The organism is Robertkochia aurantiaca (genome assembly GCF_020166495.1).
Lineage (GTDB): Bacteria > Bacteroidota > Bacteroidia > Flavobacteriales > Flavobacteriaceae > Robertkochia > Robertkochia aurantiaca.
The window spans coordinates 398,624-421,479 of record NZ_JAINZS010000002.1; the positions used below are offsets into that span (position 1 = coordinate 398,624).

The 22,856-nt window shown below is 44.0% G+C and carries 24 protein-coding genes; 16 read left to right on the top strand and 8 right to left on the bottom strand.

Translation table 11 applies throughout. The features are described from left to right. Window positions 1-73: 73 nt before the first annotated feature. The 3 genes from K7R10_RS04240 to K7R10_RS04250 are packed head-to-tail and all read right to left on the bottom strand — an operon-like array spanning window position 74 to window position 4,432. On the bottom strand, window positions 74-2,476 hold the full coding sequence (locus K7R10_RS04240; protein ID WP_224483441.1) for an ABC transporter permease: 2,403 nt from the start codon (window positions 2,474-2,476) through the stop codon (window positions 74-76). 12 nt (window positions 2,477-2,488) lie between these two features. Then, window positions 2,489-3,166 carry an ABC transporter ATP-binding protein gene (locus K7R10_RS04245; protein ID WP_224483640.1) on the bottom strand — a complete coding sequence of 226 codons (678 nt, stop codon included), beginning with the start codon at window positions 3,164-3,166 and terminating at the stop codon, window positions 2,489-2,491. A gap of 12 nt (window positions 3,167-3,178) precedes the next feature. Next, a complete protein-coding gene (locus K7R10_RS04250) occupies window positions 3,179-4,432 on the bottom strand; it encodes an efflux RND transporter periplasmic adaptor subunit (RefSeq protein ID WP_224483442.1) in 1,254 nt (417 codons plus the stop codon). Window positions 4,433-4,742: 310 nt separating this feature from the next. On the opposite strand from K7R10_RS04250, the gene K7R10_RS04255 reads away from it, so the two are divergent. The 9 genes from K7R10_RS04255 to K7R10_RS04295 all read left to right on the top strand — a co-directional run bounded on the left by K7R10_RS04255 (window position 4,743) and on the right by K7R10_RS04295 (window position 12,410). Further along, on the top strand, window positions 4,743-4,901 hold the full coding sequence (locus K7R10_RS04255; protein WP_224483443.1) for a hypothetical protein: 159 nt from the start codon (window positions 4,743-4,745) through the stop codon (window positions 4,899-4,901). Between the two features lie 84 nt (window positions 4,902-4,985). Then, the gene (locus tag K7R10_RS04260; protein ID WP_224483444.1) at window positions 4,986-5,855 is read left to right on the top strand and encodes a phospholipase A; all 870 of its coding nucleotides are present in this window, start codon (window positions 4,986-4,988) and stop codon (window positions 5,853-5,855) included. Window positions 5,856-6,032: 177 nt separating this feature from the next. Continuing rightward, window positions 6,033-6,860: an SDR family oxidoreductase gene (locus tag K7R10_RS04265; protein WP_224483445.1), complete on the top strand. Its 828-nt coding sequence runs from the start codon at window positions 6,033-6,035 to the stop codon at window positions 6,858-6,860. 134 nt (window positions 6,861-6,994) lie between these two features. Next, window positions 6,995-7,786 carry a patatin-like phospholipase family protein gene (locus K7R10_RS04270; RefSeq protein WP_224483446.1) on the top strand — a complete coding sequence of 264 codons (792 nt, stop codon included), beginning with the start codon at window positions 6,995-6,997 and terminating at the stop codon, window positions 7,784-7,786. Between the two features lie 318 nt (window positions 7,787-8,104). Further along, complete coding sequence (locus K7R10_RS04275) at window positions 8,105-8,365, top strand: autorepressor SdpR family transcription factor (RefSeq protein ID WP_224483447.1); 261 nt, start codon at window positions 8,105-8,107, stop codon at window positions 8,363-8,365. After that, on the top strand, window positions 8,362-9,006 hold the full coding sequence (locus K7R10_RS04280) for an SdpI family protein (protein WP_224483448.1): 645 nt from the start codon (window positions 8,362-8,364) through the stop codon (window positions 9,004-9,006). Before K7R10_RS04275 ends, K7R10_RS04280 begins: the two co-directional genes overlap by 4 nt. 610 nt (window positions 9,007-9,616) lie before the next feature. Next, entirely contained in the window at window positions 9,617-10,219 is a 603-nt protein-coding gene (locus K7R10_RS04285; RefSeq protein ID WP_224483449.1) for a flavin reductase, read from the top strand. Further along, entirely contained in the window at window positions 10,216-11,391 is a 1,176-nt protein-coding gene (locus tag K7R10_RS04290; RefSeq protein ID WP_224483450.1) for a M20 family metallopeptidase, read from the top strand. The genes K7R10_RS04285 and K7R10_RS04290 overlap by 4 nt, the downstream gene beginning before the upstream one ends. Further along, window positions 11,388-12,410 (top strand): hypothetical protein, encoded by a 1,023-nt coding sequence (locus K7R10_RS04295; protein ID WP_224483451.1) that lies wholly within the window; start codon window positions 11,388-11,390, stop codon window positions 12,408-12,410. Before K7R10_RS04290 ends, K7R10_RS04295 begins: the two co-directional genes overlap by 4 nt. 24 nt (window positions 12,411-12,434) lie before the next feature. On the opposite strand, the gene K7R10_RS04300 is transcribed toward K7R10_RS04295, so the two are convergent. Next, on the bottom strand, window positions 12,435-13,121 hold the full coding sequence (locus tag K7R10_RS04300; RefSeq protein WP_224483452.1) for a hypothetical protein: 687 nt from the start codon (window positions 13,119-13,121) through the stop codon (window positions 12,435-12,437). Window positions 13,122-13,434: 313 nt separating this feature from the next. On the opposite strand from K7R10_RS04300, the gene K7R10_RS04305 reads away from it, so the two are divergent. Continuing rightward, the gene (locus K7R10_RS04305; protein ID WP_224483453.1) at window positions 13,435-14,223 is read left to right on the top strand and encodes a PhzF family phenazine biosynthesis protein; all 789 of its coding nucleotides are present in this window, start codon (window positions 13,435-13,437) and stop codon (window positions 14,221-14,223) included. A gap of 68 nt (window positions 14,224-14,291) precedes the next feature. Next, entirely contained in the window at window positions 14,292-15,356 is a 1,065-nt protein-coding gene (locus K7R10_RS04310; protein ID WP_224483454.1) for an NAD-dependent epimerase/dehydratase family protein, read from the top strand. Between the two features lie 4 nt (window positions 15,357-15,360). Here K7R10_RS04310 and K7R10_RS04315 read toward each other — a convergent pair whose 3' ends face one another. Together K7R10_RS04315 and K7R10_RS04320 are read right to left on the bottom strand one after the other, a co-directional pair. Beyond that, on the bottom strand, window positions 15,361-15,729 hold the full coding sequence (locus K7R10_RS04315; protein WP_224483455.1) for a DoxX family protein: 369 nt from the start codon (window positions 15,727-15,729) through the stop codon (window positions 15,361-15,363). Window positions 15,730-15,749: 20 nt separating this feature from the next. Then, window positions 15,750-16,397 (bottom strand): flavin reductase family protein, encoded by a 648-nt coding sequence (locus K7R10_RS04320; RefSeq protein WP_224483456.1) that lies wholly within the window; start codon window positions 16,395-16,397, stop codon window positions 15,750-15,752. A gap of 237 nt (window positions 16,398-16,634) precedes the next feature. On the opposite strand from K7R10_RS04320, the gene K7R10_RS04325 reads away from it, so the two are divergent. Beyond that, on the top strand, window positions 16,635-16,904 hold the full coding sequence (locus K7R10_RS04325) for a hypothetical protein (protein ID WP_224483457.1): 270 nt from the start codon (window positions 16,635-16,637) through the stop codon (window positions 16,902-16,904). Between the two features lie 26 nt (window positions 16,905-16,930). On the opposite strand, the gene K7R10_RS04330 is transcribed toward K7R10_RS04325, so the two are convergent. After that, a complete protein-coding gene (locus K7R10_RS04330) occupies window positions 16,931-17,902 on the bottom strand; it encodes a hypothetical protein (protein WP_224483458.1) in 972 nt (323 codons plus the stop codon). A gap of 168 nt (window positions 17,903-18,070) precedes the next feature. On the opposite strand from K7R10_RS04330, the gene K7R10_RS04335 reads away from it, so the two are divergent. From K7R10_RS04335 to K7R10_RS04345, 3 genes are all read left to right on the top strand, one after another. Beyond that, window positions 18,071-18,802 carry a sulfite exporter TauE/SafE family protein gene (locus K7R10_RS04335; RefSeq protein ID WP_224483459.1) on the top strand — a complete coding sequence of 244 codons (732 nt, stop codon included), beginning with the start codon at window positions 18,071-18,073 and terminating at the stop codon, window positions 18,800-18,802. 218 nt (window positions 18,803-19,020) lie between these two features. Beyond that, window positions 19,021-19,788: a response regulator transcription factor gene (locus K7R10_RS04340; protein WP_224483460.1), complete on the top strand. Its 768-nt coding sequence runs from the start codon at window positions 19,021-19,023 to the stop codon at window positions 19,786-19,788. 102 nt (window positions 19,789-19,890) lie between these two features. Further along, window positions 19,891-20,409, top strand: coding sequence for a DUF4494 domain-containing protein (locus K7R10_RS04345; protein WP_224483461.1), 519 nt, complete (start codon window positions 19,891-19,893; stop codon window positions 20,407-20,409). A gap of 105 nt (window positions 20,410-20,514) precedes the next feature. Here K7R10_RS04345 and K7R10_RS04350 read toward each other — a convergent pair whose 3' ends face one another. Further along, on the bottom strand, window positions 20,515-21,189 hold the full coding sequence (locus tag K7R10_RS04350) for a lipoprotein (protein ID WP_224483462.1): 675 nt from the start codon (window positions 21,187-21,189) through the stop codon (window positions 20,515-20,517). Window positions 21,190-21,496: 307 nt separating this feature from the next. Between K7R10_RS04350 and K7R10_RS04355 the strand changes: the two genes are divergently transcribed. Beyond that, complete coding sequence (locus tag K7R10_RS04355) at window positions 21,497-22,837, top strand: APC family permease (protein ID WP_224483463.1); 1,341 nt, start codon at window positions 21,497-21,499, stop codon at window positions 22,835-22,837. Window positions 22,838-22,856: the final 19 nt, after the last annotated feature.

Genomic DNA, 22,856 nt, shown 5'->3' on the forward strand with positions numbered 1-22,856 from the left:
CCCGGAACAGACCTCGGTATATAAATATGCAGTCTCGAAATATTAAAAATTTTTCCGTTCTGCCTGCTGCCGGTTATTCATCCCTTAAGCTTTTTACCGGATTACCGGAAGCAGCTCTGACAGCCTGGAAACTAATGGTGAAAATAGTCAGAAAAATTGCACCCAGGCCGGCAGAAATGAAGATCCACCAACTGATATTCGTGCGATAATCGAATTTTGTGATCCAGTTCTGCATGATATAATAAGCAATGGGGATGGCGATGAGCAATGACAGCATCACCAAAAGCAGAAACTCTCTGGATAACATCAGCCAAAGATTGCTCACACTGGCACCCAGCACTTTCCGGATCCCTATTTCCTTGGTTCGTTGTTCCGCTACAAAAGATGCCAGACCGAAGAGCCCCAGGCAACTGATAAATATGGCCAGAACGGTAAATACCGCTGCAAGGCTTGCTATTCTTTCTTCTGCCCTGAACTTTAATGCATAATTTTCATCTACGAATTCGAATTGAAAAGGCAAGGCCGGGAAATGGGTTTTAAAGGTCTGTTCGATCAGTTCCAGATTTTCTTTTACCGATTTTTCAGGATTCAGTCTAAGGTTGTAATAATTGATGTTGCCCTCTTTGCTGAAAACAAACAAGGTCTGTTTGACCGGCTTGTAAGCCGATTGCATCACCATATCCTTCACCACTCCGATGATCTTCATCGGCTCCTGTGCTTCTTCCCCTGTATCTTCATCGCGTATCAATTTCCCCACCGGGTCTTTAATTCCCATATACCGAACGGCTGTCTCATTCAAAATAACCGCATTCGAATCTGAAGCGAACTCCCGTGAAAAATCTCTTCCGTCGGTAAAGATCAGTCCCATGGATGAAGGATATTCATGCGTTACTTCGACCCAGGCGAAATCTTCCTGGAATCCCTCCTGCTTTCCTTCCCAGGTCCATCCGGAGCGGTTAGACCAGACTGAGGTTACAGGGCTCATAGACCCTGACATGGCCACCGCTCCTCCCGAGCGTAAGAAGGCTTCATGCATCAGATCATATTTCCCCTCAAAATCTTTACTGAATACGGGTATCTGTATTAGTCCTTCCTTATTGTAACCCACCGGCCTGTTTTTACTGTGATCGATCTGCTTCATGACCACCAGGGTACCTATGATCAGGGCTACAGATATAGAAAACTGAGTTACCACTAACACTTTCCGCGGAAGAGAGGCGTAGCGTCCGGCCTTGAAGGTTCCTTTCAGTACGGTGACGGGATTGAACGATGAAAGATATAAGGCCGGGTAACTGCCGGCCAGAAAGGCGGTAATCAAAATAAAGCTGAGACAGCAAATCCAGAATACTGGTTCACCCCACGGTATTTCTACTGTTTTCCCCGATAACTCATTAAAGGAAGGAATGGATAGTTGTACCATTATCATTGCCAAAAGGTAGGAAAGCATAACGATGAACAGTGATTCAGCAAGGAATTGTCTTACCAGCTGTGGTCTTTCTGATCCCAGGGTTTTCCTGATACCCACCTCTTTGGCGCGCTTCTCTGACCGCGCAGTACTCAGGTTCATAAAATTAATACAGGCCAGCAGGAGAACAAAAAGACCTATGGTACCAAACAACCAAAGATTTTCAATTCGACCCCCGATATTCTCACCATTTTCAAAATCTCCTCTGAGGTACCAGTCTTTCATGGGATGCAGAAACATAACCGGGTCATATTCTTTCTCGCCCTCTGCCTTTTCATATTTTACCGGTCCTATGAGTTGGCTGACCTCTTCCATGGTCTTCCCTTCTTTTATTTCAACAAACATCTGAAAGGAGTTGTTTCCCCAATGCTGCAACGCATTGGCGATCCATTCATTTGTATCAGCATAATGCTGCCAGGGAACCATAAACTCCACTTCATCGAAGGTGTTGTTTTCAGGGATGTTTCTAAAAATCGCCGTCACCATCATATCGTGTTCACTGTTCACTTTAATGACCTTCCCGATGGGGTCGGCATCTCCAAACAATTCTTCTGCCGTATTTTCAGATAACATGATGGAGTTCGGATCTTCCAGCCCGTTCCTGTCACCTTTTATTATTTCAAAGCCAAACATATCGATAGCCCCGTTTTGCCATGCATGTCCGTCTCTTCTTAGGTTTTTATCTCCGTTCTGGAGATAATAGGTTTGTTGCCAGGAAGACATGACGATATGGTTAAAGTTATTCCCGTAATCCTCTCTCATAGCCGCTTCAAGCGGTCTGGGAATAGCCGGTCCTGTACCTTTCTTACCGTTAAATGTCTGTGTTTGGTATACCTGAGCGATACGCTCGCTTTTGGTGAAATAGTCGTTATAGGTTATTTCGTCATAGATCCATAGCCCGATAAGCATGGTTACTGCCATCCCAATGGCAAGTCCGAGTATATTGATAAGCGAATAAACCTTATTTCTGCTAAGGTTTCGCCATGCGATAATGAAATAATTTCTGATCATGATGAAGGTATCTTATGCCATGATGTTTTCGGTTACTTTATGCCCGTCGAGCATCCTGATCACCCTGTGACTGTATTGCGCATCGTGTTCGCTATGGGTTACCATAATTATGGTGGTACCCGCTTTATTGAGTTCTGTAAGCAATTGCATCACCTCATTACCGTTCGAACTGTCAAGGTTCCCCGTGGGTTCATCTGCCAGGATAAGTTTAGGGTTATGCACCACTGCACGGGCTACGGCCACGCGCTGTTGCTGGCCACCTGACAATTGTTGAGGAAAATGGTTTCGGCGATGGGTGATCTGCATCTTTTCAAGAACTGCTTCTACCTGCAACCGGCGTTGAGAGGGTTTTACCCCCGTATAGATGAGAGGCAGCTCTACGTTTTCATACACGGTAAGTTCATCGATCAGGTTAAAACTCTGGAATACAAATCCTATGTTATGCTTGCGAAGTCTGGCCCGCTGACGTTCACTGTAATGCGCCACTTCCTGGCCTTTAAAAACAAAACTTCCGGCATCGACTTCGTCGAGCAGCCCTACGATATTCAGCAAGGTTGATTTTCCACAGCCTGAAGGCCCCATTATGGCAACGAATTCTCCTTCTTTCACCTCGAATGACAATTTGTTCAGTGCAATGGTTTGTACTTCATCTGTGCGATAATACTTTTCCAGGTTTTTTACTTGTATGATCATGATTTCTGATTAATGAATGAGTGTTAGTTCTTCTATGTTCTTATAGCGGTCGTATCCCGAGGTGATAACCCTGTCGCCGGGTTGCAGTCCGCTCAGCACTTCAAAATATTCTCCATTTTGAGAGCCCAGGTTTATTGTGGTTCTGTAAGCTGAATTACCATCTTCAGACAATTTGAAAATCCAGCTGCCTCCTGTAGACTGGTAGAAAGCGCCTTTTGGTAACCGAAGAGCCTCCTTCTCAGCACTTAGAGCCAGCTTTACCTGCAATGATTGCCCTCTCTTTATATTCTCCGGAATACTATCGACAAAGTTCATATCAACCTGGAAACGTCCGTTGGTCACCTGGGCATAAACTTTTTTGATGACCAGTTCATAGGGTATCCCGCTGAAAGTAAAACGTCCGGTTTGACCGGGCATAATACGTGTGATATAATGTTCGTCGATCTCTGCCCTTACCTTATAGCCGCTCAGCACATCGATCTGTCCCAGGCGTTCTCCCTTGGTCTTTGTTTCTCCGATTTCGGCATCAAGTGCCGTGAGCTGCCCGTCAACAGGAGCGATCACCAACAGATCATTCACCTTTTTACGCATCAGTTCCAGCGCCTTTCTCGTACGCTCATACGAGCTTTTTTCCTGTTGTTGCACATGCTTATTAGCCAGGGAATCTTCCTTCAGGATTGCCTCTGTCAGGACTTTTCGTTCCTTTTGATAATTGAAGTTATTCTCAGATTGTATCAGATCCTGCCTGGCGATCACACCCTTTTTAAAGAGGCTTTTATTCAGATTATAGATACGCTCAGCTTCTATATAAGCGTTTTCAACATCGGTCATCTGATTTAAGCGCGAAATGGAATTCTGCCTGGCCGCATTCTGAGAGATCTGCATTTGGGTAAGCAGGTTATATACCGCGGTTTCCTGATTGATCAGGCTCAGCTCGAGATCTGTATTTGAAAGTCGGAGAATGGGATCGCCTTTTTTAAGTACTGCCCCGTCTTCCACATATTTTTCCTCCACCCTTCCCCCTTCCAGGGCGTCCAGGTAGATGGAACTGATCGGCATGACCAGTCCGCTTACTGCAATATTCTCCTGGAAACTGCCGTGGCTTACTTCCGCAAGTGTCAAACGTTCTTTTTCTATGGTGAGGGTTCTGTCTCCCCCTGAAGATGTTAAGACAAAAATTATAAGGACAACTACCAGCACTGAGACTGTTATCTTTAACCAAAAAGGGAATTTCGAGGACTTTCGCTCTAAAGGGATATCCATATCTAAACCGTTGATTTTTTCGTAAAATAAGATCTGCTTATCTCTTTAAAAGACGGTCCTTTTCACACTGTGTTACATTAATCTTCTGATTTTTAGTTAAAAAGATGAAAAAAGAACATTTACCACTATTCATTCAGAAGGGTGAACGGTGAAAAACCTATCATGACATAGCTCATAATTGATTTAATATCAATAGAAAACACAAACCTGTTAATCTACCATTATTGCAGAAGAGATTACCATTATAATTTTAGGTCAACTTTTGCGACAAGCATGAAAATTTTTCGCGGAGGATCTAAAACCAAGGGTTATGAAACATATCAAATGGTCTTATCTCATTCCTTGCCTGGGGCCGGCCTTCATCTGGCATGACCAGCAGGCAGTGTTGAACCGGAAAGAAGAAAATCTGTTGTTCATCTATCACGCGGTACTGGTGTTGATTAGTATCTCGCTGGCACTTTATTTATAAAATTCCTGTTCCGTTCAAAATGTATAATTTAGCGTGCAGATACAATGTCATATGCCACGCCCTTTTCTTTTTTATTATACACTCATGCTTTACGCATGTTCCGGCATATGCACAGCAGTTGCACAAAATACCATCGACAGCAGTGGTGTTATAACCAAAACTTTCTCTGAGCGATGGGAGCTGGACAGAGAAGACAAAAAAGGCACCTTCAGACTGATCTCTTATAAACCTACCTATTTCACAGCAGCCCGGTGGTCCAGTGACCCTAATACTATGCCGGTAAGCGAAAATCCTGAGTATAATGTTGATGAACGCAGGGATTACAATAAATGGGAAGCCAAATTCCAGCTGAGTTTTAAAACCAAGGTACTGCAATCATTTTTATGGGGATACGGAGATCTCTGGGTGACCTTCACCCAGGTGGCACACTGGCAACTGTATAATCCTGAATTGTCGAGACCTTTCAGGGAGTTGAACTATGAACCTGAGGTCCTGCTTAACTTCCCGATGAAGGTCGATCTCTTCGGAGGGAAGCTCCGAATGGCAGGAGTTGCCTTTAACCACGAATCAAACGGAAGAGATATTCCACGCTCACGAAGCTGGAATCGCGTGATCTTTCATTTGGGTTATGAACATGATAAGCTTCAGCTCTACCTGAGGCCCTGGGTCCGGGTGGGTGACGATGATGATGAAAACCCTGAGATCTCTCATTTTATTGGCAGGGGTGAGCTCACAGCCATTTACACCCTGAATCAACATGCTCTTTACCTGGTAGGCACCAATAATTTCAATGTTTCAGAAAACAGAGGAAGCCTTCAGTTAAATTACCTCTTTCCCATACAAGGAAATCTGAGAGGACAAGCCCAGTTCTTTCACGGATACGGTGAAACTCTTATCGATTACAACCACCTGCAAACAACTTTTGGTATTGGGGTTTCTTTTATAGACTGGTAATATGAATACTTCACCGGCTTCTTACCTTCCTTCAGCCCGCTTCGTATTAAATATGACCTTTTATCTGAGTAGTTTAAGATAAATCTTTAGCGGATATTAAACATTCGTTAAACGATTTGTTACGTTACTAACAATCAATACTTTAGACCCAACCTAATAAATCAAAAATCAATTACAATGAACACTACAGGCAACCTGTCTGAAGCAGGCAGGATCATACCCCGCAGTAAGAAAAAGCCCTACCTGATCCCTGAAAAACTGGATTCCGGGTATGGGAAAGAAAAGAAATTAAAAGACAAGGTAGCCCTGATCACAGGGGGCGACAGTTCTCTCGCCCAGTGCATTGCCCTTCATTACGCCAGAGAGGGGGCCTCGGTTGCACTGGCCTATATGGGACCCTATTCCGAAGCCGAGCGAACGCAGAAATTGGTAAAGGAGACCGGTCAATGCTGTTTGATCATAAACGGAAACGTTAGCAATCGGTATTTTTGTGAACATGCCGTGGAGCAATGTCTGGAAGTATTTGGCAAACTGGATATTCTGGTAAATAATTGTGCTGTTCCCAATGAGGATATTTTAACAGGAGTAAAGAAGATGCCTGACAGGTTTATAAAAGTTGAAGAACTATTGCGTTCCTATAAGAACTTTTCGGGTTGTGCCGAAAAGCATATGGACAAGGGAGGAGTAATTATCAACACTGCTGCCGACTCCTGGCATGCTTCGGGCACCGGTATGCCGCTCACCTTTGGAATTGAGAATGCAATAACCGAACTCACCCGGGAATTTGCGCGTGAATTGCGAAATAAAAACGCGGGGATTAAGGTTTATGCGGTTGTTCCATGGTCTGCACCTGAACGAAGCATCATTCAAAAGCCAACCCAGATTCAAGACGATGAAGGATCTTTGGAAGCTGTGGGTTTATTTTCTACTACTGGTTCGGCCTATACCGAGCTGGTTTCAGGAAATAAAAAATATGAGTCGGGCACAATCATTAAATTAAACTGATTACCGGCTGAAATACAGCCCGGTGCATAAAAAATACCGAAGGATCTATCTGAGAGAAGATTGCAATTATTGCATGAGATAGGGTTAATGACCGGTTAAATTCAGTAAGTTTATGGGTAAAAGAAAGCTCAAATTTGAATATACAATTAGCCGATCTGCGTAAAAAGAGAACAGCCCTGGTACTCTCCGGAGGAGGTGTGAAAGGAATGGCTCATATAGGGGTGATCAAAGCCCTTCAGGAAAATAACATCAACCCAACAGCCATTTCAGGTGTAAGTGCCGGAGCCCTGGTCGGCGCCCTTTATGCCAACCGGGTAGCGGTTGATGACATGATCAATTTTTTCAAGGAGACTCCGCTTTTCAAGTACAATTTCGTAACCATCAACAAGCCCGGAATTTTTGATACTGAAAAATATCTCTATTTCTTTAATCAGTTTTTGCCCGAAAACCGATTTGAATCACTTCAACGAAAATTATGGGTTACTGCCACCGACATGCAGAAGGGACAACCGGTTTACTTCAGTTCGGGGGAATTGGTACCGTGCCTTTTGGCATCTGCCGCTTTACCGCCGGTATTCAGTCCGGTGAAGATCAAAGGCAGACTTTATTCAGACGGAGGAATTATGAATAATTTTCCTGTTGAACCTTTACTCAGAGAAGACCATGAACTGTTGATCGGCTGTTATACCTCTTCTTTCAGAGATATTCCTGCGGAAGAAATCGGTAACTCCTTCCAGGTTTCCCAGCGGGCGAACCTGTTGATGATACATGCGAACAGCATGAATAAACTGATGATCCCCGATCTGCTTTTTCGTCCGGAAGGTCTAGGGTTGATAGGCGTTCTTGACAAAAAGGGAATCGATAAAGCCTTTCAGATCGGTTATGATCATGCCTGCCGGATATTGGAAGAAAAGTGTTTGGTTTAAGGGTTGGGCAGTTATGTAGTTATGAAGGTATGAGGGTATGAGGGTATGAGGGTATGAGGGTACATAGGGATGTAGGGATATTTGCATAAGAAAACATAATTATTTGACCACTTGACCATTTGACCATTTGACCATCTGACCATTTGACCACTTGACCACCTGACCATCTGACCATCTCACTACCTCACCATCTCACTACCTCACTACCTCACCACTTCACCACTTCACCACTTCACCACTTCACCACTTCACCACTTCACTCAACTCATACTTGCATAATTTCCATATTATTTAGATATTTATCTAAATAACTAATTAATGAATCTGTTATTCAAAGCTTTGAACGACGAAACCCGTCGTGCGATTCTGGAGATGCTGCGAGATCGCGACATGAATGCCGGTGAGATCGCCGATGCCTTTGATATATCAAAACCCAGTATCTCCCATCACCTTGATATTCTGAAACAGGCCGGGGTGATCAGTTCAGAGCGACGCGGACAATTCCTGGTCTACAGTATCAATACTACCATCCTGGAAGACCTTTTACAATGGATCATGAACCTAAAAGAAAACAAATGAAAGATTTTTTGAAAAAAGACTGGCCACTTCTTCTTCTGATATCTTTACCTCCCTTATACCTGGCGCGTGTATGGGGTGAACTTCCCCAAAGGGTTCCTGTACATTACAACCTCAGCGGAGAAGCTGACCGGTATGGAGATAAGTCAGAACTCTGGTGGCTTGCTCTTCTCCTTCCTTCGTTGACCTATCTGTTGATGTTGGCGGCACCCTACATAGACCCCAAAAAGCGCTTGCAAAATATGGAGGGAAAGTATCAAAACCTGAAAACCATACTCACGGTTGCCATGAGCGCCCTTGCCATATTTATGATATATCTGGCAGGTTCTGATCAGCAGTTCAGCATGAATTACCTGGTACTGGGACTCGGAGCTTTATTTATGTTTCTGGGAAATTATTTCAAAACCATCCGACCCAATTATTTTATCGGGATCAAAACCCCGTGGACTCTCGAAAACGAAACGGTTTGGAAAGACACCCATAAGCTTGCGGGAAAATATTGGTTCGCCGGCGGGTTGCTCATCATTATCGCCGGTCTGCTTTTTGAGCAGCATATTCAGATGTATGTATTATTCACCGTGACACTCGTCATTACCCTGATCCCTGTAATCTATTCCTACAGAAGGTTTCGACAGTTGGAATAAACTATGTCCTATCCTGATCTCGTCCCAAGTTCCCTGTACACCTGAGCATTTCAACCTCCTGAAAAAGAGATGAGGGTATGGGGGTATGGGGGTACATGGGTACATGGGTACTTGGGTATGTAGGTATGTTAACATAAGAAAGAATAATTATTTGACCACCTGACCACCTGACCACCTGACCACTTGATCATCTGACTATCATTTTTATTTTTCACTATCCAAGTCTCACTTCGACGAGCTCAGTGTGACAAAGGATTACCACTTACTACCTCACTATCTCACTTATAAACTATCCAGTTATACGGTTATACGGTTATGCAGTTATACCGTTATGGGGGTACGTGGGTACGTGGGTATGTAGGTATGTAGGTATGTAGGTATGTAGGTATGTAGGTATGTAGGTATGTAAGTATATTAACATAAGAAAGCATAATTATTTGACCACCTGATTATCTGACCACCTGACTATCTGACCATTTGACCACCTGACCACTTGACCATCTGACTATCTCACCACCTCACATGACAATTTTCTTTTCAAAAACTAACATATGTCATTCATAGTCTGATAGTTGATCCGTAATTTGATTTTTAAATCAAAATCAATTTTATGGAAACGAAATGTGATACTCCGCTCGATCTGTCTATACCGGTCTGGGATCAGACTTTCATTGTTGCCCCCCTGGTGGTGATAGGAACCAGGGAAATGAATGGTTATGATATGGCTCCCAAACATATGGTTAGTCCGCTGGGATTCGATAATTTCTTTGGATTTGTCTGTACTCCGGATCACAGCACCTATCATAATGTGATAAAAGAGAAGTGTTTCTCAGTAAGCTTCCCTCTGCCTTCAGCTGTTGCCGAAACCTCCCTTACCGCCTCACCACGCAGCGAAGGGGTTTCGAGTATCAAACCCGTCATCAGCGAACTCCAAACCGTTCGGGCGGAAAAAATCGATGCCTTACTATTGCAAGACGCTTATCTTCAACTGGAATGTGCCATGTATAAGATCATCGATGGCTTTGGTAAAAACAGCCTGATCACGGGAACTGTTAAGGCAGCCAGGATCAATTCTGAATACCTGAAAACTTCCGATACCGACGAACAGGAACAGCTACAGAAAAACGGGCTGCTGACCTATATAGCCCCCGGCCGCTTCACCATAATCAATGACACCTACAATTTTCCATACCCTAAAGGATTTAAGAGATGAGAGAGCAGGTTGATAAGGCAGACAGGATCGAAAGGTTTATTCAGGGCCAAAGGCAAGATATGCTCGATACCCTTGAAACCCTGGTTACCTTTGAAACCCCTTCAAAACGACCTGCAAAACAAAAACAAATTCTTACCTACCTCCAGCGCAATTTGGATAAGCTGGAATTCTACACCTTTTACCAGCCAGGCAGCAAAACAGGGGGCTACCTTTATTCCCGACCAAAAAACAGATTAAAGTCAAGACCGGTACAGCTTCTGGTCGGTCATGCAGATACCGTCTGGGAAGAAAACACCTTAAACAACATGCCTTATGAGGAAAAAGACACCAAGGTAAGTGGTCCCGGGGTGTTCGACATGAAAGCAGGGCTAACCCAGATCATTTATGCCTTAAAAACCCTTAAAGAACTCAAGCTTCAGGCTTCTCTAACGCCAGTGATCCTGATCAATACAGACGAAGAGACAGGCAGCAATGAGTCTACACATGCCATCGCACGTTTGGCACGTATTGCTAACAGAGCCTTCATATTGGAACCTCCTTTGGGTCCTGAAGGACATCTTAAAACTCAACGCAAGGGAGTGGGGCGGTTTACCCTTACCGTTGAAGGTAAGGCTGCTCATGCCGGTTTAGACCCTGAATCAGGAGCTAATGCCATAGTGGAACTCTCTCATCAGATACGGCAATTGTACGATCTGAATGATCCCGAAAAAGGAATTACGGTCAATATCGGCATGATCAGTGGTGGTGTCTCTGCCAACGTGGTGGCGCCCGAAAGCTCGGCTGTGATCGATGTACGTGTCAACGATAAGAAAGACGGGGAAGAGATCACCAGGAAAATCAAAAGCCTCCAACCTCATTTCCGGGGTACTAAACTGATTATTGAAGGAGGTATCGGCCGTCAACCGATGACCGCCACCGAACGAAACCAGAGCCTGTGGAAAGCCGCCAGGGAGAAAGGCGATTTATTAGGTATGGACCTCAAACAGGGAAAGGCCGGCGGAGGTTCAGACGGAAATACTACTAGCCTGTATACGGCGACCCTTGACGGACTGGGTACTCCCGGTGACGGAGCCCATGCCCCGCACGAGTATATTCACAAAAGCGATCTGGTTAAACGTACAGCCCTGCTAACCCTGTTACTACTGGAACCACCTTTAAACCGGAAGTCATGAAAACAAAAGATTTTATCTTCACGACCCTCACCCGCATTTCAAACCTGGAAAAAGAACCTTTTGAGGTACGCAAACTTCCCCTTGATAAATGGGAAACCAGCGATTATGTTGTCGCCCGTATCACCGATTTGGGTAGCTCAGATGCTAAACTGGAATTGCCCAACGGAAGGATGCGGGGCGTAATGGGTGACGAATTGGTGATCGGGGCCCTTGGAATTCGGTTTGCCACCCTGGAAGCTACCGGAACCTGGAAAGAAGTCGGAGAAGACGGGCGTATGCATATGCTTTCTGCCGGCGGACTAATGGGGAAACTTACCTCAAAATCCATGTTCATGCCGGCTATGATCGCGGTACGCTATCAGGGTCACGTGATGAGAAACGACAATAAGGTCAGGATGGATGACTTTATGAGTTCCTACCAGTCAAGACCCTACACCATCCCTACCATATTATTCATAGGAACCTCAATGAGTGCCGGTAAAACCACTTCCGCAAGAATAGTTACCTCCCTCCTGAGCCGGTCCGGTTATAAGGTTCTGGGTGCCAAGATCACGGGAACGGGAAGATATCGCGATATTCTCGCTGTGAAGGATGTGGGTGCTGAAAAAGTACTGGATTTTGTCGATGCCGGTCTCCCCTCCTCCATTTGTCCGTCTGAGATCTACCGCGAAAGACTGGACTATATGCTTAGTCGTATGGAAGCTGAAAAACCTGATGTGGCGGTGGTTGAGATCGGAGCTTCTCCCCTGGAGCCTTATAACGGAGATATCGCCTACGAAGCGATCAAGAACCAGGTTAAGTGTTGTATCCTCAGTGCTTCAGACCCCTATGCGGTTTACGGACTGCAGGCTGCCTTTAAAGTGAATCCCGACCTGGTGACCGGGATCGCAACCAACACCCTCGGCGGACAGGAGATGGTGGAGCAGCTTTGCGGGGTGCCCGCTCTTAACCTGCTGGATCCTTCCAGTATACCCAGGTTGAAGAGTATTCTTCGTCAAAAACTGGGAATGAAAGTATAAACCTCCACAACTAAAGTTATCCCTTTATACCGAAAGTATTTTTTTGATCAACATCGAAATTCCTGAATATAAAGAGTCGGTTCTCGTATCCTGAGAACTTCGAATGATCACCGAATGGGATATAAAGCCGTCGGTCTGCGGACTCGACTCAGGCCACATATAATCATAAAAAGGATAGTAATACATTTTTTTGAGGTAACATAGATCTTCTCTGATCTCCTTGACCGACATCAGAGAATCAGGATCCAGGGAGAATTCCCTTCCAATACAGATATAAGAAAGCGTTTCGGCAATGACCCTTAGGCGATTCTTAGGCGTACGGGCTCTCCATCGTGCACGCAATTCCTCATCTATCTCTTTCGGCAATTCATTGAAATAAATACGGTCAAGAATACGGCGCCTGCGTACCCCGGTAATTCCGTTTCTCCCTGTGTGATATCCCATGGCCTTTAACAATCCCATAGCTACTTTATCGGTCACTTCAGAAAGTCCGAAGGCATTGATACGGCGAAGTCGGAGGTCATAGGTGTCCGGTGGTTGGATCTTTTCATCTGATAAGACCGTTTTTGGAACAGCATTCCCGTAAAATCGGGAAGCCCTTAACAGATCATGGTTGGAAACAATACCGTAAAAATCAGTACGCAGCATGTTTCTCCAGGGAACATTACCGCTGTTAAAATCAGGTATCTTACACGAAATTCCTTCTGACATCTCGTTAACTGTTTTTATAAACAGATCAGCTCAGGTGTAGATTTCGGGATTCATAAAAACAGACGATAACGGGAAAATCTCAAAGTTTCATATTTGATCGTCCGGAGGCTCGTCTTGTAAGTAAATATATACGAAAGAAGTAGTAAAAAATGTTTAATTCGCTGAAATCCCGGTTTTTAAGACAATGCATTCATCAGAGTATTAAAAGGATAGAATTTCCCGACCAACAGTATATCACAGATAGCAATCGACTGACTGTTACACCCGTTTCTGATTCAGAATTCGTACCTTAAACCACATAAAAATAATCTGAATGACCCTAAAAATTTATCAGGTCGATGCCTTCGCTACAAGCCTGTTCAAAGGAAATCCGGCAGCTGTTTGTCCGCTTGAACACTGGCCCGAAGATCAACTGATGCAGCAAATAGCGATGGAAAATAACCTGGCTGAAACAGCCTTTTATATCAAGGAAGAAGAGAGATATCTGTTACGTTGGTTTACTCCTACCACTGAAGTCGATCTGTGTGGACATGCTACCCTTGCGGCTGCCTGGGTGATCTTCAACAGTGAAGATCACGTTTCTGACAAGATCATTTTTCATTCTCCCAGAAGCGGCAGACTGGAAGTAAAACGAGATAAAGAACTTTATACCCTGAATTTCCCAGCTGATGAATTACATCAGCTTGATTGTCCGCCTGACCTACGCTCCTGCTTTGACCGGGATCCTGTGGCCTGTTACAAGGGGAAAACCGATTATATGCTGGTATTCGAAAGTCAGGCTGATATTGAGAATATTGTTTATGACCTCATGCAGATCAAGGCCATTGAAGCCAGGGGTATTATTATCACCGCCCCGGGAGAGGAAAGCGATTTCGTATCGCGATTTTTCGCACCGCAGTCGGGAGTTGATGAAGACCCTGTAACCGGATCTGCCCATACGAGCCTTACGCCTTACTGGACAGAACGACTGGGGAAAGAAAAACTCACAGCCATTCAGTTATCTGAAAGAAAAGGGCATCTCCAATGTCGTTTAGCAGACGACCGTGTAGAGATATCAGGGGAAGCTCAGATCTATATGGAAGGTTTTATTCATTTACCCTGATCGGTTTTACCTGCGAGAAGAAAGAAAAGGTCAAAAAAGCAAATCACTAAATAACAATCCGAAAAAATATGAGTAGAATAGGAACAGAGAGACCTGTATTGGTTACAGGAGCGAATGGCTATGTAGCCGGATGGCTGGTCAGGGAATTACTTCAAAGAGGATATACTGTTCATGCTGCCGTCAGGGATCCCGACAACAAGGAAAAAACCGCTCACCTCGATAAACTTGCGGCCAACGGCACGGGAAAGATACGTTATTTTGAAGCTGACCTGCTCAATAAAGGTTCCTATGCCGAAGCCATGGAAGGTTGTGAACTCGTATTTCATACAGCTTCACCTTTCACTTCAGATTTCGACGATGCTCAGAAAGAGCTCATCGATCCTGCCGTTAAAGGAACTGCCAATGTACTTGAGCAGGCCAATCAGACACCTTCGGTAAAAAGAGTGGTAGTCACCAGCAGCTGTGCAGCTATTTATACCGATGCCACAGAATGCGCCAAGGCGCCCACAGGTATGCTTACCGAAGATATTTGGAATAGTACGGCTTCCCTGGAATACCAGCCTTATTCCTATTCTAAAACCCTGGCTGAAAAAAAAGCCTGGGAGATATATGAACAGCAATCAAGATGGGAACTGGTCGTGGTGAACCCCAGCATGGTAATGGGCCCTGCCCTAAACCCTGAGAATACCACTTCCGAAAGTTTTAAGATCCTGAAACAGATGGGGGATGGAACCTTAAAGTTTGGCGTTCCGAATCTGGGCATGGGGGTGGTCGATGTAAGAGACCTGGGAGTGATACATTTCAATGCAGGAACCATGCATGGGGTAAAAGGCAGACATATCGCCAGCGGATCAAACACCACCTTACTGGAAATGGCACGTTTAATACATGGCACCTTCGGAAAGGATTATCCGGTGCCTAAAAAGCCGCTTCCAAAATGGCTGCTCCTTTTGATTGGCCCAATGGTTAACAGCGCCCTCAGCAGGCAATTCGTTAGCAATAATGTAAACCGCAGTTTCAGGGCTGACAATTCTAAAAGTAAAAAGGCGCTGAATGCTCATTACAGACCGCTGCAAGAAACCATGATCGATTCTTTTCAGGCGCTTATCGGCAGCGGACTGATCGCGAAATAACGCACTACAGGTGATAAACGATGATCACCACAGATAACACAAGAAAGCTAAAAGCCGGCAAGGATTTTTTAAGAGGGTCTCCCACTTTTAGATGCATGCCCACAGCACCCGCCATGAGTAAGGCCATAAGCGATGCAGAGGGCACCGCTGCAAAGGGGAACCAAATCGATAACAATAGGGCTGAAGCACTCAATACCTTTAGAAACCCTACCATATACATCACAGACTCTGACAAGCCGTACACCTCGAATTCATCACGCATGGAGATGGCATTACCACCTCGCCAATCGGTGGGATTTCCGAACCGGAAAAACCAAACATTCAGAATACTGATGAATACGAACACCTTAATGGCAATTACTAAATAACTCATACTTTATAATCTTTTATTATTCAACTTCCATCCTTCTTCCCGAATCGGGGAACTTCCTTTTCCCTGGCGTATGGAAAGTCTGCCAGTTTGATCAGGCGGTAGTAACTGTTGAGACCTGAAATACCTACAGCTTCTGTCTTTTCCAGATCGATCTCCGGTCCGGAAAAAGCATCGTCAGGAATAATCAATTGCTGTATTTCACCAATGATCAGGTGGGTCTTATTTTGAGGAATTTCGATGTCCTGTAAAAAGCCCATTCCCATTTTGAATTGGCTTTGTTTTACAAAAGGGGCCGCAAAGCCGTCTCTGAATTCAGCATCTAGTCCACAACGCTCAAACTCAGAAACTTTATCATCAAACTTGGCAGAGGTGTAATGAGCCTTCTCAACGAACGAAGGGTGTATATGGTTAATAGTGTAGTATCCTGTTTCCAGAATATTTCTGTAAGTATGCCGGGGTACTTCTTCTACTGGTCTAACGATCATACCCAGCAAAGCGGGGTCGCTTCCCAGGTGCACCACCGAACTGAAGACCGCCAGATTGGTATTTCCACTGCGATCTGCCGTACCGATCAGATTCCCCGGTTTTACACCACTTACGGCATTGATGAGCTTTAACCTTTCCTTTCGGTCTAATGATTCAATGTCTTCCTTAAAATAGCATTTCATGATGTTGGTCTGTTGAAAGCAATTAGTACATGACAAAATAACAATGTTTAACGTTTGTATAAAATTATTAAACAAAATTATTTGTTAAGGTTTATTCTCCTTCCGTGATTTCGGATTGCTTTTTCAGGTTCCCCCTGTATATTCGTTAAACTTAATTGTATTTATTTTAAGACATAAATAATCGTCCTTGGCCATTCGAAAATTAAATATTGCTCTTCCCTCAGGTTAAAGTGAAAAATGGCAAAAATATCACAACCAGTTCATCGAACTCTTAACTGTACTGAGGCAAAAAAAAGATACCGGAAAAAAGATTATCTGAATCAATGGATGGCCCTCGGGATGTCAGTATTCGGAATTCCGATCGGGATCATTTTTTCGCTTGCTTTTGGGAATTTCGCCTATATCGGTATTCCCATAGGAATGAGCTTGGGTATGGCTATTGGAGCTTCTAAAGACCAGGAAGTTGCAAAGGAAAACAGACAATTACCCCTGGAATACTTTATTTAAATAAAATCTGACAATTGAGAGATCGTTTAACTCATCTTATTATATATAAGCCTGACCACCAGAGGAACGCTCCAAAACAATAACCAGATGGCTACCATTGGAGGCAGAAGCCTGATACTGTAGTTCACCAATAAGAATAAACAAACAGTCAGGGTAACCAGCACCCCGGTTCTTATAGGCAGCTGCTCGGTATTATAACGCTCCTGATGGTAGACTGCCAGTGCTTTCATCGATCTGCGATGTGCTTTATTGAATCCACTGGTACTCCATGGGAGAAACCCAAATAGTACAAAGGCATTATGAGCCATTTGAAAAGAGGCGTTTCCGAGTAAAAAAAAGGCCACGGCACTCTCAGCCAATGATACTACTCCCATCTGAGCCTCGTAATTAACCTGAGACATCTGGTAGAGGTAAATCCCCGAAAAAACCAGCATAACAAACGAACTCCAAAGGCTCAAAAAAAGGCGTACCCTTCTACCCAGTTCAAATTCCGTAAGGGCATGGAAGACGGAAAATACAGCTGCCACCAACCAAAAGAATAATATTACCTTAACCAGAGAGCTTTCTGATAAGAAGAGTCCGCTTTCCAGAAGAAGATAGAGAAATGCCAGCGAATGCAACAGCGTTATTCCTTCTGTCAGGTAATCTTTATTCCTGTAAAAAGACATCATTCCTGACAGCAAGGCAAAAACAAGAACAAAGGTCCATGGCCACCGTCTCAAAACTTCGACCAGACCTTCCTCATTTCCGATAAAGCTAAATATCAGGCCAACAAACCCACCACAGAAGATATATACAAATATCATATCCCACCGGGTCTTGCGCCTGTAATGCTCAAAGGCCATTCCCATCAATAGAGGCAGAACAAAGATCCCCGGGAGCAGGGGAATCTGAAAATACAGGAAACCGCTCAGGTATATCAGAAAGCCCACTATCAGCATCCCGACAGACAGCTTTTTTAAGAGGGGAAGATGTAATATACTTTCATACTGGGGCATGCAGATTATAATTTTAATCGAAATTAGCGAATTATCTGACTTTAGTCAACGTATTGTATGCAGACTTTATGCTTAAGAAGTTAGAAATTATAGGAAAAGGTTGTTCAAATTAATATCGATAGTTTCAGGTAATCACTATTTTTAAATAACCACAGGGCTTAATTTCAAATGAAAGATATCAATTTCATTTTTCTTCTTCTTGCTTTATTCGCTGAGATCATCGGTACTATTGGTGGATTCGGGTCTTCCGTATTCTTTGTCCCTCTGGGCAATCTTTATTTTGACTTTTATTCGGTGCTCGGGCTAACCGCTGTTTTTCATCTTTCCAGTAACCTCAGCAAGATCTTTCTCTTCAGAAAGGGTCTTAATAAAAAACTTCTTATAAGTATAGGTATCCCTTCGGTGATCTTTGTGATCGTGGGTGGTGCACTATCTAAAGTACTGGAAACGCGAATCCTTGAGATAGTGTTGGGTATTTTTCTGATCGCCTTCAGTCTGCTGTTCCTGATATTTCAAAAACTGACGGTCGCCCCCAATACCCGAAATGCCATTGTCGGGGGCACACTTTCAGGCTTTTCTGCCGGACTTCTGGGCACCGGGGGTGCCATACGCGGACTTACCATGGCAGCTTTTAACCTGGAGAAGAGCATTTTTATCGCGACCTCTGCCTTTATCGATATGATGATCGATGCCTCCCGTACGGTGGTTTACTACCTCAACGGTTACATACATGCCCATGATCTGAAATACGTGCCTTTTTTATTTGCGATCGGTCTTTTTGGCACCTGGATCGGAAAGAAGATCCTGCACTTCATACCCCAGGAGAAATTCAGGAGGCTTGCGCTTATATTCATACTTATCATCGGAAGTATCACCTTGCTACAGGTCATCTTCGATTAGTAAGCGAGAGGTGAATTAAACGAATATTCCGACATCCTTTATTGAATATTTAAAGAGCCAATTCGTAAACAAAACAACTCATTCCCGACAATAAAATACCGTTAATCGATAAAAACCACCATATTAACCTACATTGACTATAATTATGTTTAACTTTTAGAAATTCCTCAGTTTAATTAATCCCCAATAATCATACACTTTCTGTTAATTAAAGATTCATGAGCAACTACAACCAGTATAAAGATATCTTCAAAACAGGATATGACTTTAGCGGAGACGATATTCAGACCCATATTCAGAAATTGCACGAACTTGACCAACTGCTTCCTCCCAGTTCTACTTTTACGATGATCACCAATACACTCGAAGGAAAATATGATTTCATCAGCAAGAATTTCGAATATGCTACAGGTCTCAAAAGACAGGATTTTATAGACAAGGGGATTCCTCATTATCTTTCCCTGATCCACCCTGACGAAATACAGACCTGGCTGGGAATATTGCAGGAACTCATGGCTTATTGCACTTCTGTCTATTCTGCGGAAGAACTCAACAAACTGGATTTCCAGTTTAATTACCGTTTAAGGATAGGCAATGATACATTCATTAACATCCTTGAAAATCAGGTCAATCTGAAGGCTGATACCGATGGTAAACCGGTGGTGGGGTTGGGTCACTTTTCCGTAATAGGCGACGGAAATCCACTTCCAATCAGGGCCAGTGTTCGCTATCTGAACGAAAGAAAAGAATATGAAACGGTATTCGATAAAACCTATGGCAACCTGTTCCTGGAAGACAAGATCTCTGATCGCGAGAGGGATGTTATTCGCCTGCTGGCCATGGGATACGATAACCAGAGTATCGCCGATAACCTGTTTATCAGCGCCCATACCGTCAAGACCCACCGGAAAAATCTTCTGAATAAGACACAGAGCAAAAATACAGCCCAACTCCTTGTACAGTGCATGCGCGAAGGCCTGATCTGATACGCATCAGGTTGCGACAAAATTTGTGAAAAACTATTGACTGATTTCCATTCTCCGGAAGATCAGAAAACATATTTTTGGCCTTCCAAAATCTATATGAACATGAGCGTAACTTGGTTTGAATGTAAGGTGAAATACAGAAAAACACACGAAACCGGAGAGCAGAAAATGACCTCAGAGACGTATCTCCTTGATGCGGTATCGTTTACAGAGGCCGAAGCCCGTATCAATGAAGAGATGGCTACGCTGACCAGCGAAGAGTTTCAGATCATGAATATCAAGGTGGCTAACTTCGCCGAAGTGCATCCCTTTGAAAATTCTGATCGCTGGTTCAAATCGAAAGTCGCCCTGGTGGCGATCGATGAGGAAAGCGGGAAAGAAAGAAAAACAAATATCTATCTACTGGTACAGGCTAATGATGTCAAGGAAGCCTATGACAACACCATAACTGCTATGAAAGGCACCATGGGTGACTATACCGTACCTTCGATCACCGAATCTCCCATTATGGACGTATTCCCATATTTTTCAGGAGAAGAGGGAGAAGAGATCCCTGAGCGCTTCCAGGTTAAGGATGAAGCAACTTCAGAAGATGAGGAGATCCTTGTGGAAGAAGAATAGATCGAATCGAACACTTTACCTGCTGAAATAACAGCAACAAAAAAACGCGCCTTTCAGAGGCGCGTTTTATATTTAGATTCACAGATTGATTACAAGTCTTTCCGCTTATTCGAAAACTGACTGTGTACTCACATCAAGACGATCTGCAACAAGGTCAAAGATCGCGGCGTTGCTTGAGCCGCTGATCACTATGATTCCTTCCGAATTCGCAGAGGCATTCTCCATCATTTCATTGGTAACCACACTAAACCATACATCCGGATCAAAAACGATCTTTGAAGTTACTTTCTGCTCTTCTGCAACGATCACAGTCTGATCGGTCTCAGCTTCGAAAACCTCCCCTGAATTGAATTCAAAACGAACAGGCACCACAGTGGCATCTGCTCGTGTATAAGTTCCCTCCATTACGACAGAAGGCTGGTCATCTTCGTCTCGAAGTTCAAGACCCAGGTTTACATCCTGATACTCGCCTGCAGGAATAGTAATATCAGCCATATCTGGAGAAGCAACTCCGGTTGCAAAATCGATCTTCGAGTCAACTGCTACTGTTTTACTGATCGCTTCTCCTGAAGAGAAGGTTCCATCGAAAACCACTTCGATCAGCCATACATATCCTGTATCAAACTTGAGGTTTTCGGGACCTTTAGAAGCCAGGGATTTGGCAGCCGTAGTCTCCGTAAGTCCGGCAGTGATTTGTAAGGTTGCATCCTGAGGTGCATCATCGTTGCTGCAAGCTGAGAGTGTGATAACACCCAGCAGGGCTAAAAAATACTTTTTCATGTTGATAAGATTTGGTTCATATATTTCTTCTTATATAACATCCTGAAACAGTAATCTTACCCCTGAACCCTGGAAAAAAATTTGCTCCCGTTAGGAGAAACTGCCTACAGAAGGTGAATTCAACAGAATAACTCCTATTGATTATTCCCCTGCAGCTCAATATCGAAACTGAAAAGAGTAAATATTCAAAAAAACGGATCCGTCTATTCCAGGCAGAAAATATCCTGCCCCGCTTTCTCTTATAATTTTTCTTACATTTAGTCCTTTCACTAGATTTTTAACCAACCAGCCTCAAAAGACCTCAGTTATGCTCAAAAGGGCCCTCACCCGATGGGACATTATTATCCTCGTTCTTAATTGTATCATTGGATCCGGGATCTTCGGATTACCTTCCCGAATCTATAGCCGGATTGGCTTATACAGTATTCCTGCATTTTTGGCCTGTGCAGCGCTGATGCTGATTGTGATCCTGAACTTTTCTGAAGTAGGCAGCCGTTTTATAAAAACCGGAGGTCCTTACCTCTACCTGAAGGCGGCTTACGGCAATTTTGTCGGATATCTCGCCGGCTGGATCCTGATCATTTCAAGGGTAGCCTCATTTGCAGCCCTGGTGAATCTTATGGTAGATTATCTGGGGTATTTTGACCCGGCATTCAATGACCCGGTTTACAGACCCCTGACCCTTATAGTGATCACCTTGGTGTTCTTCGGGGTCAATGCACGGGGAGTACGTGGAAGTGCTAATTTGAATAATCTTTTAGGGGTGTTAAAGATCGTTCCCCTGCTCCTATTTATTCTGGTCGGTTTCTTTTTTATCGATCCCAGCCTGCTTACCCTTCCGGAACAGACACCGGAACCGGAGACTTTCAATACAGTACTAATGATTCTTGTTTTTGCCTTTACAGGCTTTGAAGGCGGGGTGATCAATACAGGCGAAATGAAAAATCCCCAGAAGGATATCCCCTTCGCGTTGATCACAGCCACCCTGGCTGTAAGTGTTTTTTATATGCTGATACAATTCGTCTCTATCGGAGCCTACCCGGGCCTGGCAGCTTCTGAACGTCCGCTCTCTGATGCTGCAGATTATATGCTGGGATCCTGGGCCGGGATTCTGATCACTATCGGGGCTGTAATATCTATAAGCGGAACTTTGAATGCCAATGTTCTTTCCGGCTCCCGCCTGCCCTACGCCCTAAGTGAGAACGATCAGTTTCCCCGATTTTTCAGTAAGGTTCATCCGGTTACCCGTATACCAAATTATAGCCTTTTAATTTATATGCTCGTTACGCTGGCAGTTTCCCTGAGCGGTACCTTTATCTATGCCCTTGCCATTAACGTGATCAGCAAACTACTGATCTTCGCCCTGATCTCGGCAGCAGTGATCAGACTGAGAAAAAAGGAAAAGCCTGCTCCGGCTTTATTTCGTATCAAATATGCATGGTTATCAGCCATTGTGGGTATTACCCTGTGTATCATTCTCCTTATCGGGGCTGAAACCTCTAACCTTATCCATGTAGCTGTTGCTATAGGTACAGGGGTGATCTTCTACTTCTTACACAGCTGGTGGAAGAAGATACATCCACCTGAAAAAGAACCTGTAAAAAGTGAAGCTGAAGTCAGCAGTGAGACATCGAATAAGGGGCACTGAAATCAATTTCGCAAGATTA

Excerpts from the sequence above, each read along its gene's own strand:
- K7R10_RS04300 (WP_224483452.1), bottom strand. The coding sequence starts at position 13,121 with ATGTCAGAAGGAATTTCGTGTAAGATACCTGATTTTAACAGCGGTAAT.
- K7R10_RS04315 (WP_224483455.1), bottom strand. The coding sequence starts at position 15,729 with ATGAGTTATTTAGTAATTGCCATTAAGGTGTTCGTATTCATCAGTATT.
- K7R10_RS04320 (WP_224483456.1), bottom strand. The coding sequence starts at position 16,397 with ATGAAATGCTATTTTAAGGAAGACATTGAATCATTAGACCGAAAGGAA.
- K7R10_RS04255 (WP_224483443.1), top strand. The coding sequence starts at position 4,743 with ATGAAACATATCAAATGGTCTTATCTCATTCCTTGCCTGGGGCCGGCC.
- K7R10_RS04355 (WP_224483463.1), top strand. The coding sequence starts at position 21,497 with ATGCTCAAAAGGGCCCTCACCCGATGGGACATTATTATCCTCGTTCTT.
- K7R10_RS04345 (WP_224483461.1), top strand. The coding sequence starts at position 19,891 with ATGAGCGTAACTTGGTTTGAATGTAAGGTGAAATACAGAAAAACACAC.
- K7R10_RS04285 (WP_224483449.1), top strand. The coding sequence starts at position 9,617 with ATGGAAACGAAATGTGATACTCCGCTCGATCTGTCTATACCGGTCTGG.
- K7R10_RS04295 (WP_224483451.1), top strand. The coding sequence starts at position 11,388 with ATGAAAACAAAAGATTTTATCTTCACGACCCTCACCCGCATTTCAAAC.
- K7R10_RS04310 (WP_224483454.1), top strand. The coding sequence starts at position 14,292 with ATGAGTAGAATAGGAACAGAGAGACCTGTATTGGTTACAGGAGCGAAT.
- K7R10_RS04260 (WP_224483444.1), top strand. The coding sequence starts at position 4,986 with ATGCTTTACGCATGTTCCGGCATATGCACAGCAGTTGCACAAAATACC.
- K7R10_RS04330 (WP_224483458.1), bottom strand. The coding sequence starts at position 17,902 with ATGCCCCAGTATGAAAGTATATTACATCTTCCCCTCTTAAAAAAGCTG.
- K7R10_RS04290 (WP_224483450.1), top strand. The coding sequence starts at position 10,216 with ATGAGAGAGCAGGTTGATAAGGCAGACAGGATCGAAAGGTTTATTCAG.
- K7R10_RS04335 (WP_224483459.1), top strand. The coding sequence starts at position 18,071 with ATGAAAGATATCAATTTCATTTTTCTTCTTCTTGCTTTATTCGCTGAG.
- K7R10_RS04265 (WP_224483445.1), top strand. The coding sequence starts at position 6,033 with ATGAACACTACAGGCAACCTGTCTGAAGCAGGCAGGATCATACCCCGC.
- K7R10_RS04340 (WP_224483460.1), top strand. The coding sequence starts at position 19,021 with ATGAGCAACTACAACCAGTATAAAGATATCTTCAAAACAGGATATGAC.
- K7R10_RS04325 (WP_224483457.1), top strand. The coding sequence starts at position 16,635 with ATGGCAAAAATATCACAACCAGTTCATCGAACTCTTAACTGTACTGAG.
- K7R10_RS04350 (WP_224483462.1), bottom strand. The coding sequence starts at position 21,189 with ATGAAAAAGTATTTTTTAGCCCTGCTGGGTGTTATCACACTCTCAGCT.
- K7R10_RS04240 (WP_224483441.1), bottom strand. The coding sequence starts at position 2,476 with ATGATCAGAAATTATTTCATTATCGCATGGCGAAACCTTAGCAGAAAT.
- K7R10_RS04280 (WP_224483448.1), top strand. The coding sequence starts at position 8,362 with ATGAAAGATTTTTTGAAAAAAGACTGGCCACTTCTTCTTCTGATATCT.
- K7R10_RS04305 (WP_224483453.1), top strand. The coding sequence starts at position 13,435 with ATGACCCTAAAAATTTATCAGGTCGATGCCTTCGCTACAAGCCTGTTC.
- K7R10_RS04250 (WP_224483442.1), bottom strand. The coding sequence starts at position 4,432 with ATGGATATCCCTTTAGAGCGAAAGTCCTCGAAATTCCCTTTTTGGTTA.
- K7R10_RS04275 (WP_224483447.1), top strand. The coding sequence starts at position 8,105 with ATGAATCTGTTATTCAAAGCTTTGAACGACGAAACCCGTCGTGCGATT.